Annotated in this window: 10 protein-coding genes; 3 read left to right on the plus strand and 7 right to left on the minus strand. The window is 63.9% G+C overall.

The features are described from left to right. Positions 1-30 precede the first annotated feature (30 nt). From DIE04_RS14590 to mnmE, 3 genes are all read right to left on the minus strand, one after another. Complete coding sequence (locus DIE04_RS14590) at positions 31-4821, minus strand: RHS repeat-associated core domain-containing protein (RefSeq protein WP_185500355.1); 4791 nt, start codon at positions 4819-4821, stop codon at positions 31-33. Between the two features lie 327 nt (positions 4822-5148). Then, on the minus strand, positions 5149-6348 hold the full coding sequence (locus DIE04_RS14595; protein ID WP_124520588.1) for a site-specific integrase: 1200 nt from the start codon (positions 6346-6348) through the stop codon (positions 5149-5151). 184 nt (positions 6349-6532) lie between these two features. After that, positions 6533-7927 (minus strand): tRNA uridine-5-carboxymethylaminomethyl(34) synthesis GTPase MnmE, encoded by a 1395-nt coding sequence (gene mnmE, locus DIE04_RS14600; protein WP_124520589.1) that lies wholly within the window; start codon positions 7925-7927, stop codon positions 6533-6535. Positions 7928-8264: 337 nt separating this feature from the next. Here mnmE and DIE04_RS14605 point away from each other — a divergent pair, with 337 nt between their 5' ends. Further along, positions 8265-8702 (plus strand): helix-turn-helix domain-containing protein, encoded by a 438-nt coding sequence (locus DIE04_RS14605; RefSeq protein WP_124486743.1) that lies wholly within the window; start codon positions 8265-8267, stop codon positions 8700-8702. A gap of 121 nt (positions 8703-8823) precedes the next feature. On the opposite strand, the gene yidC is transcribed toward DIE04_RS14605, so the two are convergent. The 4 genes from yidC to rpmH all read right to left on the minus strand — a co-directional run bounded on the left by yidC (position 8824) and on the right by rpmH (position 11444). Continuing rightward, positions 8824-10482, minus strand: coding sequence for a membrane protein insertase YidC (yidC, locus tag DIE04_RS14610; protein WP_124520590.1), 1659 nt, complete (start codon positions 10480-10482; stop codon positions 8824-8826). A gap of 8 nt (positions 10483-10490) precedes the next feature. After that, on the minus strand, positions 10491-10757 hold the full coding sequence (gene yidD, locus DIE04_RS14615; protein WP_006750110.1) for a membrane protein insertion efficiency factor YidD: 267 nt from the start codon (positions 10755-10757) through the stop codon (positions 10491-10493). A 75-nt stretch (positions 10758-10832) separates the two neighbouring features. Beyond that, positions 10833-11294: a ribonuclease P protein component gene (rnpA, locus tag DIE04_RS14620; RefSeq protein ID WP_069746674.1), complete on the minus strand. Its 462-nt coding sequence runs from the start codon at positions 11292-11294 to the stop codon at positions 10833-10835. A gap of 15 nt (positions 11295-11309) precedes the next feature. Continuing rightward, complete coding sequence (gene rpmH / locus DIE04_RS14625) at positions 11310-11444, minus strand: 50S ribosomal protein L34 (protein WP_004198824.1); 135 nt, start codon at positions 11442-11444, stop codon at positions 11310-11312. 421 nt (positions 11445-11865) lie between these two features. Between rpmH and dnaA the strand changes: the two genes are divergently transcribed. Then, complete coding sequence (dnaA, locus tag DIE04_RS14630; RefSeq protein WP_044848662.1) at positions 11866-13449, plus strand: chromosomal replication initiator protein DnaA; 1584 nt, start codon at positions 11866-11868, stop codon at positions 13447-13449. A gap of 170 nt (positions 13450-13619) precedes the next feature. Next, entirely contained in the window at positions 13620-14726 is a 1107-nt protein-coding gene (gene dnaN / locus DIE04_RS14635; RefSeq protein ID WP_006756934.1) for a DNA polymerase III subunit beta, read from the plus strand. The last annotated feature ends 24 nt before the right edge of the window (positions 14727-14750 follow it).

Consider the following 14750-nt stretch of genomic DNA (forward strand, 5'->3'; position numbering starts at 1 on the left):
AACACCCAATACTTTTTAATCACATCAACCTCACGGCCTGTTAAAAACCGAGAAGATTTCTGGAATTTTCCCGCCTTTTGGAATGTCAATTATGGTCGCGGCATTTCTTTGAGCGATGACACCCGTATCTATTGGGAAAGGACTTGTCAATGGAACGAAAACGGATTTAACTCCACCGGCTTCAAGGGCGTTCTGAGTTCGCGTTGCACATGTGTCCCGCGCAGCCGCACTTGGACTTTTCGTTGGATCCGGCAGAGGAGTATTTCTGTACTCTTGAATCTTTTCTAACATTTCAGCCTCTTGCTGTGGCGTGGTTTTGATCGTGTATACGGTCGTATCTCGATACTTGGCTTGCTTCTCAAGATAATCAGTCACACTCCCCCCGAGTGGTGTACCCGTGCCATAGCTATAGACCCCCTGCCCCGAAAATCCGATTGCAACGTGGCCAAACGGATTGCTTAATATGCCTCGACCATGAATAACAACCGTATCCAGCCCCAGTGGATCGAGTGAAGTTAGCGGATTCCCGCCCGCGTAAAGATAAAGATTAAGGCCACCAGCGAAACCAAGCAGGTCTTTAGTTATATAGCGAGCACCATGCGGATCGTAGTACCGATGCCGGTTGTAGTGCAGCCCCGTCTCATGGTCATGGTACTGCCCCTGGAACCGGATCGGGTTACGCAATTCCACGCGCCCACCGGAGGCCTTGCGGATCACTTCCTTGACTGCGCCCCAAGCACGATACTCCGCGCTCCACGCAATCTCGCTATGCTCGTCCGTCAACTCCTGCGGCGTGCCCAGATGGTCGCACTGGTACCACGCCAGACTGTCGATGGCCGGCGCGGGCGGCGGCGATAGCCACAGCGGGTCTTCGTCCTGCCGGTAGTAGTCGCCGTACTCAGGCTGGTCGGGCAGTTCGATGGCATCCTGTCGCACCGCCTGCGCCACCGGCACGAAACTGCCCGGCTCGTAGACGTAATGCGTGGTGCGCGCACCGAAGCCGTCTTCGTCGGCGATCTTGCTCTCCCACGCCAGCGTATCGCCATCCCAGCCGTACAGCGTGAAGCCGCATTGCAGTTCGCGGTTGCGCTTGACGCGCTCGCCGCGGTTCCAGTGCGGCCCGGCCTCGCGGCGTTCCTCGTAGTGGGCCTTGCTGTGCTTTGTCAGGCGCCGGCCGAGGGCATCGTAGCTGTAGTCCGCCTGCAGTCGCTCGTCTTCGTAGTGCGTCAGGCGGTCGAACAGGTCCCAGGTGTAGCGGCTCTCCTTGCCCTGGTGCCAGCGCTTGCTCAGGTTGCCCCGCGCGTCGTACTGGTAGTGGGTGCCGGCGTACTGCTTGAGCAGGTTGTCCAGCGCCTTCGGACGCGGCATGTGCTGGCGCTGTGTTTCCCTTTCGGCCTCGGGGTCGATCAAGTTGCTGGCCGGATCGAACGCGAAGGGTTCGTGGCCGAGGCGGCTCTGTGCTTCCAGCAGCCGACCCACCGGATCGTAGCGGTAGGCAAGCTGGCCGCGCCGCGTGTCGTTGATGTCGGTGAGCTGGCCGCTGGCATCGTAGCGGTAGCGGCGCACCAGCAAGCGGCCGCCGCCAGCAGTCTGCGCGGCCGGCCCTTTGGCCTCGTGAGCGAGCACCTGTTCGCTGAGACGGCCCAGCGCGTCCCACTGCTGCGTCTGTAGCAGGCGGTTGCCCTGGGTGCGGAGGACTTCTCGGTGCAGGTCGTCGCGCTCGTAGCTGACCAGTTCGCGCTCGTCCAGTTGCAGGGCCAGCAGGTGGCCGCTGCCGTAGGTGAGCCAGCTTACGCGGTGCCCGTCCGGGCGCACAGTGGCGGTGCGCTGATTGAGCGCGTCGTATTCGTGCTGCCATACCGCCACCAGCGGCTTGCCCAGGCTGCGGTAATGCTGGTGCTCGCGCACCAGGTTGCCGGCTACGTCGTGGAACCATTGCAGGCGGCTGTCGGCGTTGGTCGCCAGCGCGAGGTTGCCGTTGAGGTCATACGCGAAGCGTTCCACCTGCCAGTCCCGCTCGCTAGGTTCGGCATCGCCGGTTTGCAGCGCCGCGCGCCGCTCGGCAAGGCGGCCCATGGCGTCGAAGGTGTAGGCCGTGATGCGCTGCCCGTCCACGGCGCGTGCCAGCTTGCCGGTTTCTTCCTCGTACTCGTAGCGGGTGGTCGCGCCGTCGAAGCCGGTTTCGGCGAGCAGGCGACCCACCGGGTCGTAGTGGAACTCGGCATCGCGGCCGTTTTCGTTGCGCAACGCGGTGAGTTGGCCGAGCTTGTCCCACTGGTAGCCCAGGCGCTGGCCGGCCGCGTCCACTCGGCTGGCGAGCAGCCCGGCCTCGGTGTAGTCCCATTCGGTGCGCCGCCCCAGCGCGTCGATGTGGGTCAGCAGGCGCCCTCCGGCATCGCGCTCGAAGTGTTCTTCGCTGTTGTCCGGGTGGCGGATAGCGGCAAGCTGGCCCGCGTCGTAACGGTAGCGGGTGACCTGTCCCGCCGCGTCGGTGAACTGCACGAGCTGGCCGCGTTCGTCGTAGGTCCATGCGCTGGCCTTGGCGGAGCAGTCGACGTAGCGGGTAAGCTGGCCGTTGGCGTTGTACTCGAGTTGCTTGGTCTTGCCGTTAGCGTCGGTGATACCGATGGGCAAGCCCATCAGGTTGTACGCGTACTCGGTCTTGTTGCCCAGCGGGTCGATGGCCTCCGTGAGCCGGCCGCGCGTGTCGTAATCGCGCAGCCAGAGGCCGCCCTCGGCGTCGCTGATCTTGATGAGCTGGTCTTTCGTGTCCCACGCGTAGTGCACGGTGGTACCGTCCGCGCGGATGTGCTCCAGCAGGTTGCCGTTCTCGTCGTAGGCGTAGCGATCGTCGCTGCCGTCGGGACGGATGTGGTGGACGATGTTCTTGGCGTCGTCGCGGTGGAACCACTCGGAACGTTTGTCCGGATGGATGATGCGGTAGGTGTAGCCGAGCCTATCGTAGTAATGCCTTGTTTCCTGCCCGTGGGCATCAGTGACGTAGGTGAGGCGGATGTTTTCGTCCCACGCCAGACGCATCGCAAAGCTGCCGTCGTCGGCCCATTCGTGCACGGCGCGGGCATCGGGGCCTTCGCCCTGCCAGGCGAGGTTCATACCCCGGCCGGTACGGTCGGTGTAGCGGGTGATCAGGTGGCGCTGGTACTGGTAGGTCCAGACCTCGGCGTTCTCGTCCTGGGCCAAGGTGAGGTCGCCAGCCTCGTCGTAGCGATACAGGCTCAGGCGTCGCAGGGGCTCGTCCTCGCCCATCAGCCACAGGCCGATGATGCGTCCATGCGCGTCCACGTTGGTGCCCAGGTGGGTATGCGGCTGGCTCGGGTCGTCCTGGTAGGTGACGAGGTCGGAGAGCACCACGCGCTCGCCCACGCGGTGGTCGTAGCCGAGCAGCAGGCCAGCGCCGCCGCGCAGCTCGATCTGCACGAGCAGGAAACGCTCGCCGTGGCGCTGGTAGGTTTCGCGTTGCTCGTAGCCGCGGCACAGGACGAGCTGGTGGTCGCTTGCGCGCACGAGGAGGAGGTCTTCGATGCGATCCTCATGGAACTGCCCGACCTTGGGTAACGGGTAGTCATGGCTGCGGCCGTCGGCGCCGTGATAGCGCAGGCCGTCGCCTTGCACGTCGAAGCGTGTGGTGTACGGCGTGATCCAGCGCGCGCCCTGTTCACCCGCATCGTAGGCTCCCAAGTTGGAGCGGTAGGTGCGCGTCCAGGTAAGGGGGAACGGGCCCGGCAGGGCGAAGTCGGTGTGCGAGAGGGTTTCGGTGCCCGTGGCAAAGCTGATGCTGCTGCCGCTACCCGACGGTGCGCCGTTCTTGCACATACTGGGATCTTGCTCCGCGGGCCGCTCCTTGACCCGTACATCAAGGGACTCGCCGGGGACCTGGCGCCCAGCGATGCTGGTCGCGTCTGGCTTGATGCTGGCACTCTGCCCGGCGCCCGCTGTCCGGGCATCAAGCGAGCGGACCAATCCTGCTGCAACCCACCCCACGCAGCCTGCCTGCGTGGCCTTGCCTTGTTGCCGCACCTGCTTGCCCAATAATGCGGCGAACTGGCGCAATGCCTGGGCGTTGGTGCTGACCAGCGCCGGCGACTCAAGGGGCGAACTCTGTTCGAGAGGGGGACGGGCAGCCGCGTTGCTGCGAAGGAATTGATAGGCTGCGTCGTAGAGGTTGGAAAACGCAGCGGCTGGATCGCGCAGTTCGGTCGTTGCCGATGCGCTGGCCCCCAGGGTAGCCGGCGCAGAAGGCTTCGCCCGGGCCAGTGCCTCCAGGCCATTGGCAAGGTCCAATAGCAGGCTTTCGCCAAACGCCGCCGCCGCGTCTAGCAGACCGGGTAGCCTTAACTGCACCTGTCGCGCGAGGTTATCCAGTTCCCCCTCGATACTGTTGTTCAGGTTGGCGGTCAGGGTACGCCGTGCCGCCTCGCCCACCAGCGCATTACCGCCCTGCAGGAGTTCCTGCCGCGCCAAGAACAGGGTGGGCCGCAACACCATACGGGCAGCGGCGGTACCCGGCTCGGGCATCAGGCCGATCAGGTTGAGGCTGACGCTCAACCAGTCAGAGGCATGAGGCTCGGGGTGGGTCGTAAGGGTGACGATATCGCCGAGCAGGTCGGCCAGGTTCAAGATGTTGAGGACTGCAGGAAAATTCCCAGCGACGGTGCGCAGGCGGTTCAAGTTCGCGCTGCCATGGCTGATTGCGCCAAGCCATTCGTCAAACGCTGAAATACTGAGGGTCACGTCGCCCAACTGAATCTGGTTGAGCGGCGCGACCGAGATTTGGCGCTCAAGGGATACGTCGGTGGACATGCTGGATGCTTGGCTTGCCATAGATGCTCCAAGTGGGCTGAGCACCTACGGTTGCTGCCGCCAGGGCACGGCTGGCAGCGGGCTCTCAGCAGATATAGGACGTCCGTGGGCGTACATGGACGCCCACGGAAGCAAGCCTAGGTATCTGCCGTTCCCATGTATATGGGACAGGTTCGAAAAACATAACGCTGTCCAACGGCACAGCAGCGTCAACATTCCTGTGCCAAGAAGCAAGCTCCGGAGCAGATGGAAAAAGGCCAGATGCAAAGACCAAGGGAAGGGGTTCAAGGGAGAGAAGCCCTACCCGAAAAGGTCAAGAGGCCTTGGCTACGGCCGTGAAACAACCAAGTTTGCGCAAGGTACAAGCGTGTCGATGGTATCGGACCATGCTTGCAACATCGCCTTGCGTTGTTCCGCGTATTCGGCCCGGTTGTAGACACCGCGCACGCCACCAATGGTGTGATTGAGCGCCTTCTCTACGACGTCGGATGCCCAGCCCTTTTCATGGAGCAAGGTGGATGCCGTCCGGCGCAGGTCGTGGATGGTGAACGCTGGAATATCCTGCCCCCGCAGCGACACGTTTAGCGCCTGGTTGAGCGCGTTATGGGCGAACGGCTTCGTCTGTGTGCCACGTCCAGGCAAGGCCCACTCGCTTGTGCCTGCGAGCACGAAGAGTTCGCGGAACAGCATTACCGCCTGCTTTGACAGATAGACGATGTGCGGCTTGCCCGTCTTCGAGTTCTCCTGGGGGATGTGCCACTCGGCCTCTTCGAGATGCACGTCCTTTTGCTTGGCCAACAGCAGCTCCGACTTGCGGACCAGCGTCATCAGGATGAGTTGCAGGCTGATCTTGAACTGACGGCGGACGTTCGACAGGTGTACAGCTTGGAGGAACTGCTTGACTTCCTCGGTGGGCAATGCACGTTCACGCGAGGCAGCTTTGTAGATATGCCGCATGGGCAGTGCCATGACTGGATTGGCCGAGATCAGCCCGCATGTCACCGCGTAATCCAGCATGCGTTTAAGCAGGCCGCGCACCTGGCCCGCCGCCGCGTCGAAACCCTGCTCCTTCTTGCGCCAGATAACCGACCGAACGTCTTCGGCCGTGAGTTCACATACCGGCTTCATGCCGATGTGCGGAAGAATGTCCTTGTCCAGATAGCGGCGCGGCATCGTGTTGTTCTTGCGGTCGCGCTGCTGGATCTCCTTGAAAAAACGCTCGGCGAATTGGCTCAGGGTGGTGTCTTCCGGGCCGGCCACCTTGGCGCGCTGTTTCTTCTGCGCAGGAGACTCGCCAATGGCCGCCATCTGCGATGCGCCGTCGCGCATGAGCCTGGCGTTCTTGAGGGTCAATGCCGGGTACTTGCCCAGCGTGAGCTTTTCGTACTTGCCGTTCAGCCGGTAGCGGTAGCGCCAGACCATCCCCCCGGTTGGAAATACCTCCAGGTACAGGCCGCGATCGTCGCTAACGGTGTAGGTCTTGTCCCTGGGCTTGAGTGCCTTAAGGGCGGTGTCGGTGAGTGCCATCTTCTTCCTCCGTATGTCCAAGTAGAGGAAGGCCTGGGCCAAAACCGCTACTTGGACATAAACTTGGACATAAAAACAGACGGCTTTCAGTGTGCTTCAGCAGAGCTTGATGGGCAAGAAACCTAGTATTCATGCGGGTTTCAAGGGTTTCAGTGGACCTTGATGGAGCCCGGTGGAAGCGAGGTTATTTCCCAATACAAAACCTGCTGAAAATCACGCCCAGCAGATCATCCGAAGTGAACTCCCCGGTAATCGCATTGAGTTGCTCCTGCGCGAGCCGCAGTTCCTCCGCAAACAGATCGAGCGATTGCGCGCGCTGCTCGGCGTGATCCGCCGCCTGCGCCAGATGCTCCTGCGCAGCCCGCAGCGCAATCAAGTGCCGCTCGCGCGCCAGATAAACGCCTTCCGCCCCCGCCTGCCACCCCGCGATCCGCAGCAGTTCCGCGCGCAACATGTCGATGCCGTCGCCGCGCTTGGCCGACAGATGCACCTCGGTCAGGTCGCCTTCGGCCGCCGGATGCTCGACGCACGCCGGCACGCCGGTGAGGTCCGTCTTGTTCAACACCCGCACCACCGGCACGCCATCCGGGAACCGTGCCGCGATCGTCTCGTCGTCCGCCGTCATCCCCGTGCGCGAATCGAGCAGATGCAGCACGACGTCGGCGCGCTCGATCTCGCTCCACGTGCGCGCAATCCCGATCCGCTCGACTTCGTCCTCCGTCTCGCGCAGCCCGGCCGTATCGATGATGTGCAGCGGAATCCCTTCGACCTGGATCGTCTGCGCGACCTTGTCGCGCGTCGTGCCCGCGATCGGCGTAACGATCGCCAGCTCCGCGCCGGCGAGCGCATTCAGCAGCGACGACTTGCCGACGTTCGGCTGCCCCGCGAGCACGACCGACAACCCTTCACGCAGCAGCGCGCCCTGCCGCGCGTCACCGAGCACGTGCGCCAGTTGCTCGCGGATCCTCGCGAGCTTGCCGCGCGCATCGGCCGCTTCCAGGAAGTCGATTTCCTCTTCCGGGAAATCGAGCGTCGCCTCGACCAGCATCCGCAGCGTGATCACATCCTCGACGAGCGCGTGGATCTGCCGCGAGAACGCGCCGTCGAGCGAGCGCCCGGCCGAGCGCGCCGCCGCTTCAGTACTCGCCTCGATCAGGTCGGCCACCGCCTCGGCCTGCGCGAGGTCGAGCTTGTCGTTCAGAAACGCGCGCCGCGTGAACTCGCCCGGTTCCGCGAGCCGCAACCCGAAGCCGCGCCCCGCATCGAGGCAACGCTGCAGCAGCAGCTGCATCACGATCGGCCCGCCGTGCCCCTGCAACTCGAGCACGTGCTCGCCGGTGTACGAATGCGGCGCGGGGAAATACAGCGCGATTCCGCGGTCGAGCGGCGCGCCGTGCGCGTCGAGGAACGGCACATAGCTCGCATGGCGCGGCGCGAGCCGCTGCCCGCACAACGCGTCGATCAGCGGCAGCGCGGCCGCCTCGCCGCCGCGCCCGAACGACACGCGGACGACGCCGATGCCCCCCCGGCCGGCAGCAGTGGCAATGGCGACGATCGGATCGGAATCGGTAGCGAGCATGGGAATCGGATGAATCGGGTGAACAGAGCGTCAGTGGTGCGCCCGCACAACAGTTCGGGCATCGGGACGCCGGCATTGTAGCCTGCCGGCCCGCACGCCACCGGACGCCTGATCGGCGTCGAACTTACCCGAATTTATCCCGACGGGGATAAGTCGAGTATCAATGCCGGACAATCACGTCCTGTCCATTTCGGACGAGTATGCCTTTCCGAACGGTCCGACACTGCGGCCCCAATTCCGCCGCACGGTCCACGGCAGGTTGGGATTCGTCCGTATAGGCTATGTTTAGCCTATATGGTTGTCTGAGACGTGTCGGCGGAATTGCACAATCACCCCCATGCCGACACCCGAAGAAAAAGCAGCGTTCTCGGAACGCCTGAAATTCGCCTTGCGGCGCAGCCCGGACAAGGTCACCGGCGCGACGGAACTCGCGAACCGGTTCAATCTGCGTCACCGCGGTGCGCAGCCGGTTTCGCCGCAAACCGCGCACAAATGGCTGACGGGCCGCACGATTCCGACGCCGGACAAACTCGAAACGCTCGCCGACTGGTTGCGCGTCGAACTGCATTGGCTGCATTACGGCCCGTCGCCGAGCGTGACCGAACACACGACGCCGCAACCGCTGCCGCGCGACGAGCGTTATCCGCCAACACCCGAGACGATCGAACTCGCGTCGAAGATCGAGGCGTTGCCGCCGCATCAGCGTTACCTCGTTCAGGAACTGATCGAGCAGTTCTACGGCGGCGACACGAAAATCGAAGCGAAGAAAGCCTGAACGGCAGCGGTCAACGCCCCCGCGCCGCCACGCGACAGAAACAAAAAAGCCGCATGGATGAAACCATGCGGCTTTCTTACGTGCATCGCGGACGGCTGGCCGCCCGCGTGTGCCAAGGGCGTCAGGCCTTCTTGCCGCCGCCGAGCTTGCGCGTGATGTAGTACTGCTGCGCGATCGACAGCACGTTGTTCACGACGTAGTACAGCACGAGACCTGCCGGGAAGAAGAAGAACATCACCGAGAACGCGATCGGCATGAACTTCATCATCTTCGCCTGGACCGGGTCCGGCGGCGTCGGGTTCAGGCTCGTCTGCACGAACATCGAGACGGCCATCAGCACCGGCAGGATGAAGAACGGGTCGCGCTGCGACAGGTCGTGAATCCACAGAATCCACGGCGCGCCGCGCATTTCGACCGACGCGAGCAGCACCCAGTACAGCGAGATGAACACCGGGATCTGGATCACGACCGGCAGGCAGCCGCCGAACGGATTGACCTTCTCGGTCTTGTACAGCTCCATCAGCGCGGCGTTCATCTTCTGCGGATCGCTCTTGAAGCGTTCGCGCAGCGCCTGCATGCGCGGCGTGATTTCCTTCATGCGCGCCATCGACTTGTAGCTGGCAGCCGACAGCGGGAAGAACACCGCCTTGATCAGCACCGTCAGCAGCACGATCGCCCAGCCCCAGTTGCCGACGAAGCCGTGGATCTTCTCGAGCAGCCAGAACAGCGGCTTCGCGATGATCGTCACCCAGCCGTAGTCCTTCACGAGTTCCAGGCCCGGCGCGACGCCCTCGAGCATGCGCTCTTCTTCCGGACCGGCGAACAGGCGCGCCTGCACGTCGGCCGACTGGCCCGGCGCGATCGCGGCGACCGGCTGCTTCACGCCGACGCGGTACAGCGCCGGATCGATCTTTTCAGCGTAGATGTCGCGCTTCGCGCCCTGCTGCGGAATCCAGGCCGACGCGAAGTAGTGCTGCACCATCGCGACCCAGCCGTTGTCGGAGGACTTCTCGAAGTTCGCCTTGTTCTTGTCGAGGTCGCTGAAGTCGATCTTCTGGAAGTGCTTCGCGTCCGTGTAGACCGCCGGCCCGAGGAACGTATGCGAGAACATCGGCGTTTCGACGGCCGTGTTGTCGCGCACCAGTTCCATGTAGACCGTCGGCGTGACCGGTGCCGTGCCGACGTTGTCGATCTTCGTGTCGACGCCGATCACGTAGCTGCCGCGCGTGAACGTGTAGGTCTTCACGACCTTCACGCCGCCCTTCACCGGCGATTCGAACGACAGCTTCAGCGTGTTCTGGTCGCCCGTCAGCGACGTCGGGCCCGCGTTGACCTGCGTGTAGACGTCGTTGTGGTTCGGGAAGTCGCCGCCGAGCAGGCCCGAGCGCGCGAGATACGTGTGGCCGGCCGTATGGTCGAACAGCGTGATGTACAGGTCGGGCTGCTTGCCGTCGCCCTGCTTCTTCAGCGTCAGCTTCGCGAGCGTGCCGCCGCGCGTGTCGATTTCGCCGTCATACACGTCGGTCGAGAACTTCACGAGCTGCGCCTGCGCGGCCGGTGCCGTCGTCGACGGTGCGGTGCCTGCGGCTGCGGCAGGTGCGTCACCTACGGTCGTCGTCGTCGCGCCCGTGCCCGATGCACCGCCCGCAGCCGCGGGGGCCGTTTGCGTGGCGCTCGGGAAGAACATCGACGGGCGTCCATGGTCGCGCTGCCAGTTGTCGTACAGCATGACAGCTGACATGAAGAAGATCACCCATAGGACGGTGCGTTTGATATCCATGCGTTGTCTCAGAGTCGATGGGACCGCGCGTCGGCTTCGCCGCGAGCGCGAGTGTCGGAGTTGGGCGGCGGGACGAGGTCGATGCCGCCCGCGGAAAACGGATGGCATCGGCACACGCGCCTGACGGCGAGATACGTGCCGCGCGCGGCGCCATGATACTGGATTGCCTCGCGCGCGTAATCCGAACAGGAAGGATAAAAACGGCAACGGTTGCCGAGCATCGGGCTCACGGCAACCTTGTAGAAGCGCAGCAAGGCGATCAATACCGTTTCCATACCTTGGGCGGCGCCGTAAGACGCCGCGTCAAAACCGGCCGGGCAGGCGCGAACGCCGCACCGGACACGGATGCGTCACTCGGACGCGGGCTTCGACGCCCGGCGGGCGATTTCCCGGACTGCCCTGTCGAGCAGTTCGCGGATCTCGGCCGCGCACATCGCCGCGAGCGGGGCGGAAGCCGCGCTCGGCAGCGCTTTCTTGTCGAAGCGCGTGTGCTGCCGCAGCAGCAGGTCGTAACCGGCGAATTCGGTCCGGCGCAGGCGAAACGCGTCGCGCGCCAGCCGCTTCACGAGGTTACGTGTTACTGCACGCGGCGCATACTTCTTGCCGACGACGAGCCCCAGACGCGCGGGCTGACCGGTCGGCTTGCCGTAGATCACGAAGTGCGCGGAGCGCCGCCAGGGGCGCAAACGAAAAACGGATGAAAATTCATCCGTTTTCAGAAGTCGCGCAGCTTTCGGGAAGGCGGCTTTCGTCTGCGACGGATTCGCACCCGGCTCGACGGCACCTTCCGCAGGACTGCGGACGGCGGACACAGCGCGCAACCTGCCTTAGATGGCGAGGCGCTTGCGGCCCTTCGCGCGGCGAGCGTTGATGACCTTGCGGCCACCTGCCGTCTTCATGCGGACACGGAAGCCATGGGTGCGCTTGCGGCGCGTCACGGACGGTTGGTAAGTACGTTTCATGATGTTCTCACTTGTTCGAGAATGTCGAAATTCAGGGGACCGCGTGCCCTTAACCGGAGGCATTCGGGCGAACGCAATCGCCGGGAATACAGGATTGGTTTTCGCGGAACCCGCTATTTAAACCGTTTTTCTCTTGACGGTCAATACTTTAGGAGTCGCTCGCCTGTGCCGGCCCGCGCCGATCCGGCCCCGCGACCCACAATCCCGGCCTGTGGATAACTCGCGCTGTGGCCGCGTTTGGCGGTAGAATCTCGCCTTATCTCCAAGAATCCCGCACGCCGCCTCGGCCCGCGCCTGCCCCTCCAACACTGTGACGCAGGCGTCCGAGGCACGCTCGCACGACCGCTTCGGGCCTTGTTGCGCAACCGCGACAAGGGCGCCGGCGAGCCGCGCTGTGCACGCAAAAAACGACAGTTACTTGATGAACGATTTCTGGCAACACTGTTCCGCACTGCTGGAGCGCGAGCTGACGCCCCAGCAGTACGTGACGTGGATCAAACCCTTGGCCCCGGTGGCCTTCGATGCGTCGGCGAACACGCTGTCCATCGCCGCGCCGAACCGCTTCAAGCTGGACTGGGTCAAGAGCCAGTTTTCGGGACGGATCTCAGATCTGGCCCGAGATTTCTGGAATGCGCCGATCGAAGTCCAGTTCGTCCTCGATCCGAAGGCAGGCATGCGCAGTGCAGCGGCCAGCGCCGCACCGGGCGCAGCCGCGCCGCGTGCGCCGCTCGCACCGAGCGGCCCGGCCGCCACGGTGGCCGCGATCGCCGCCAATCTGACCGCGAATGCATCGGCCGCACCGAGCGCGCCGGCCGACGTGCCGATGACGCCATCGGCTGCCGCCGCGCATCACCTGAACGCCGACGACGCCGACATCGACCTGCCGAGCCTGCCCGCGCACGAAGCGGCGGCCGGCCGCCGCACGTGGCGTCCGGGCCCCGGTGCGGCACCCGCGAACGGCGGCGAAGCCGATTCGATGTACGAGCGCTCGAAGCTGAACCCCGTGCTCACGTTCGACAACTTCGTGACCGGTAAGGCGAACCAGCTCGCGCGCGCCGCCGCGATCCAGGTCGCGGACAACCCGGGCATCTCGTACAACCCGCTGTTCCTGTACGGCGGCGTCGGCCTCGGCAAGACCCACCTGATCCACGCGATCGGCAACCAGCTGCTGCTCGACAAGGCCGGCGCGCGGATCCGCTACATCCATGCGGAACAGTACGTGTCCGACGTGGTGAAGGCGTACCAGCGCAAGGCGTTCGACGACTTCAAGCGCTACTACCACTCACTCGACCTGCTGCTGATCGACGATATCCAGTTCTTCTCCGGCAAGTCGCGCACGCAAGAGGAATTCTTCTACGCGTTCGAGGCGCTGGTCGCGAACAAGGCGCAGGTGATCATCACCAGCGACACGTATCCGAAGGAAATCTCGGGCATCGACGATCGCCTGATCTCGCGCTTCGACTCGGGCCTCACCGTCGCGATCGAGCCGCCCGAGCTGGAAATGCGCGTCGCGATCCTGATGCGCAAGGCGCAGTCGGAAGGCGTGAACCTGTCGGAAGACGTCGCGTTCTTCGTCGCGAAGCACCTGCGCTCGAACGTGCGCGAACTCGAAGGCGCGCTGCGCAAGATCCTCGCGTATTCGAAGTTCCACGGCCGCGAGATCTCGATCGAGCTGACCAAGGAAGCGCTGAAGGACCTGCTGACCGTGCAGAACCGGCAGATTTCGGTCGAGAACATCCAGAAGACCGTCGCCGACTTCTACAACATCAAGGTCGCCGACATGTATTCGAAGAAGCGCCCCGCGAACATCGCGCGGCCGCGGCAGATTGCGATGTATCTCGCGAAGGAACTCACGCAGAAGAGCCTGCCGGAAATCGGCGAGCTGTTCGGCGGGCGCGATCACACTACCGTGCTGCACGCGGTGCGCAAGATCGCCGACGAGCGCAGCAAGGACGCGCAGCTCAACCATGAGCTGCACGTGCTGGAACAGACGCTGAAGGGCTGAGCGCGCGCACCGCGCTTGATAATTCGGCCTCCGCCCCAATTTAAGGGGGGCGGTTCGGTTTTGAGGCACAATACTGGTTTGACCGCCCCGGTGGTGGCGGGCCAAGAGCCCGGCCGGCGGGGCGCTGCGAGGCTGCTGCGCTGCAGGCCGTTACTCAACGAAGGAACTCTATGCAACTGGTCAAGACCGAACGAGACACACTCCTCAGGCCGCTGCAAACGGTCAGCGGCATCGTCGAACGCCGCCATACGTTGCCGATCCTCGCCAACCTGCTGATCACCAAGAACGGCCCGGACGTTTCGTTCCTGTCGACCGACCTGGAGCTGCAGATCACCACGCGCGCCGATTTCGGCGTCGGCGGCGACCAGGTCGCGACCACCGTCGCCGCGCGCAAGCTGCTCGACATCCTGCGCGCGATGCCTGACGGCCAGGTCACGCTGTCGCTCGCCGACAAGCGCCTCACCGTTCAATCGGGCAAGAGCCGCTTCGCACTGCAGACGCTCGCGGCCGACGAGTTCCCGACCGTCGCGCAGGCGAAGGATTTCGGCGCCACGCTCACCGTCCCGCAGAAGTCGTTCCGCCAGCTGCTCGGCATGGTTCACTTCGCGATGGCGCAGCAGGACATCCGCTACTACCTGAACGGCATGCTGCTCGTCGTCGACGGCGACCAGCTGATGGCCGTGGCCACCGACGGCCACCGCCTCGCGTTCTCGTCGATGAAGCTCGAAGGCGGCACGTTCGGCCGCCAGGAAGTCATCGTGCCGCGCAAGACGATTCTCGAGCTGCAGCGCCTGCTCGAAGACATCGACGACACCGTCACCATCGACATCGCGCAAACCCAGGCCAAGTTCACGTTCGGCCAGGTCGAGCTCGTGTCGAAACTCGTCGAGGGCAAGTTCCCCGACTTCCAGCGCGTGATCCCGAAGGCGCACAAGAACACGTTCGAGATCGGCCGTGAAGAACTGCAGCGTTCGCTGCAGCGCGCGGCGATCCTGACCTCGGACAAGTTCAAGGGCGTGCGCTGCATCATCGCACCGGGCCAGCTGAAGATCATGTCGACCAACGCCGATCAGGAAGAGGCGCAGGAAGAACTCGAAATCGCCTACCAGGGCGATACCGTCGACATCGGCTTCAACGTCACGTATCTGCTCGACGTGCTCGCGAACCTGAAGGTCGACACCGTGCAGGTGAGCCTCGGCGACGCCAGCTCGAGCGCGCTGATTACCGTGCCCGAGAACGACGAGTTCAAGTATGTCGTGATGCCGATGCGCATCTGACGCGCACGACATCGCGACACACAC

The sequence above is a fragment of the Burkholderia sp. Bp8994 genome, assembly GCF_003853805.1.
GTDB lineage: Bacteria > Pseudomonadota > Gammaproteobacteria > Burkholderiales > Burkholderiaceae > Burkholderia.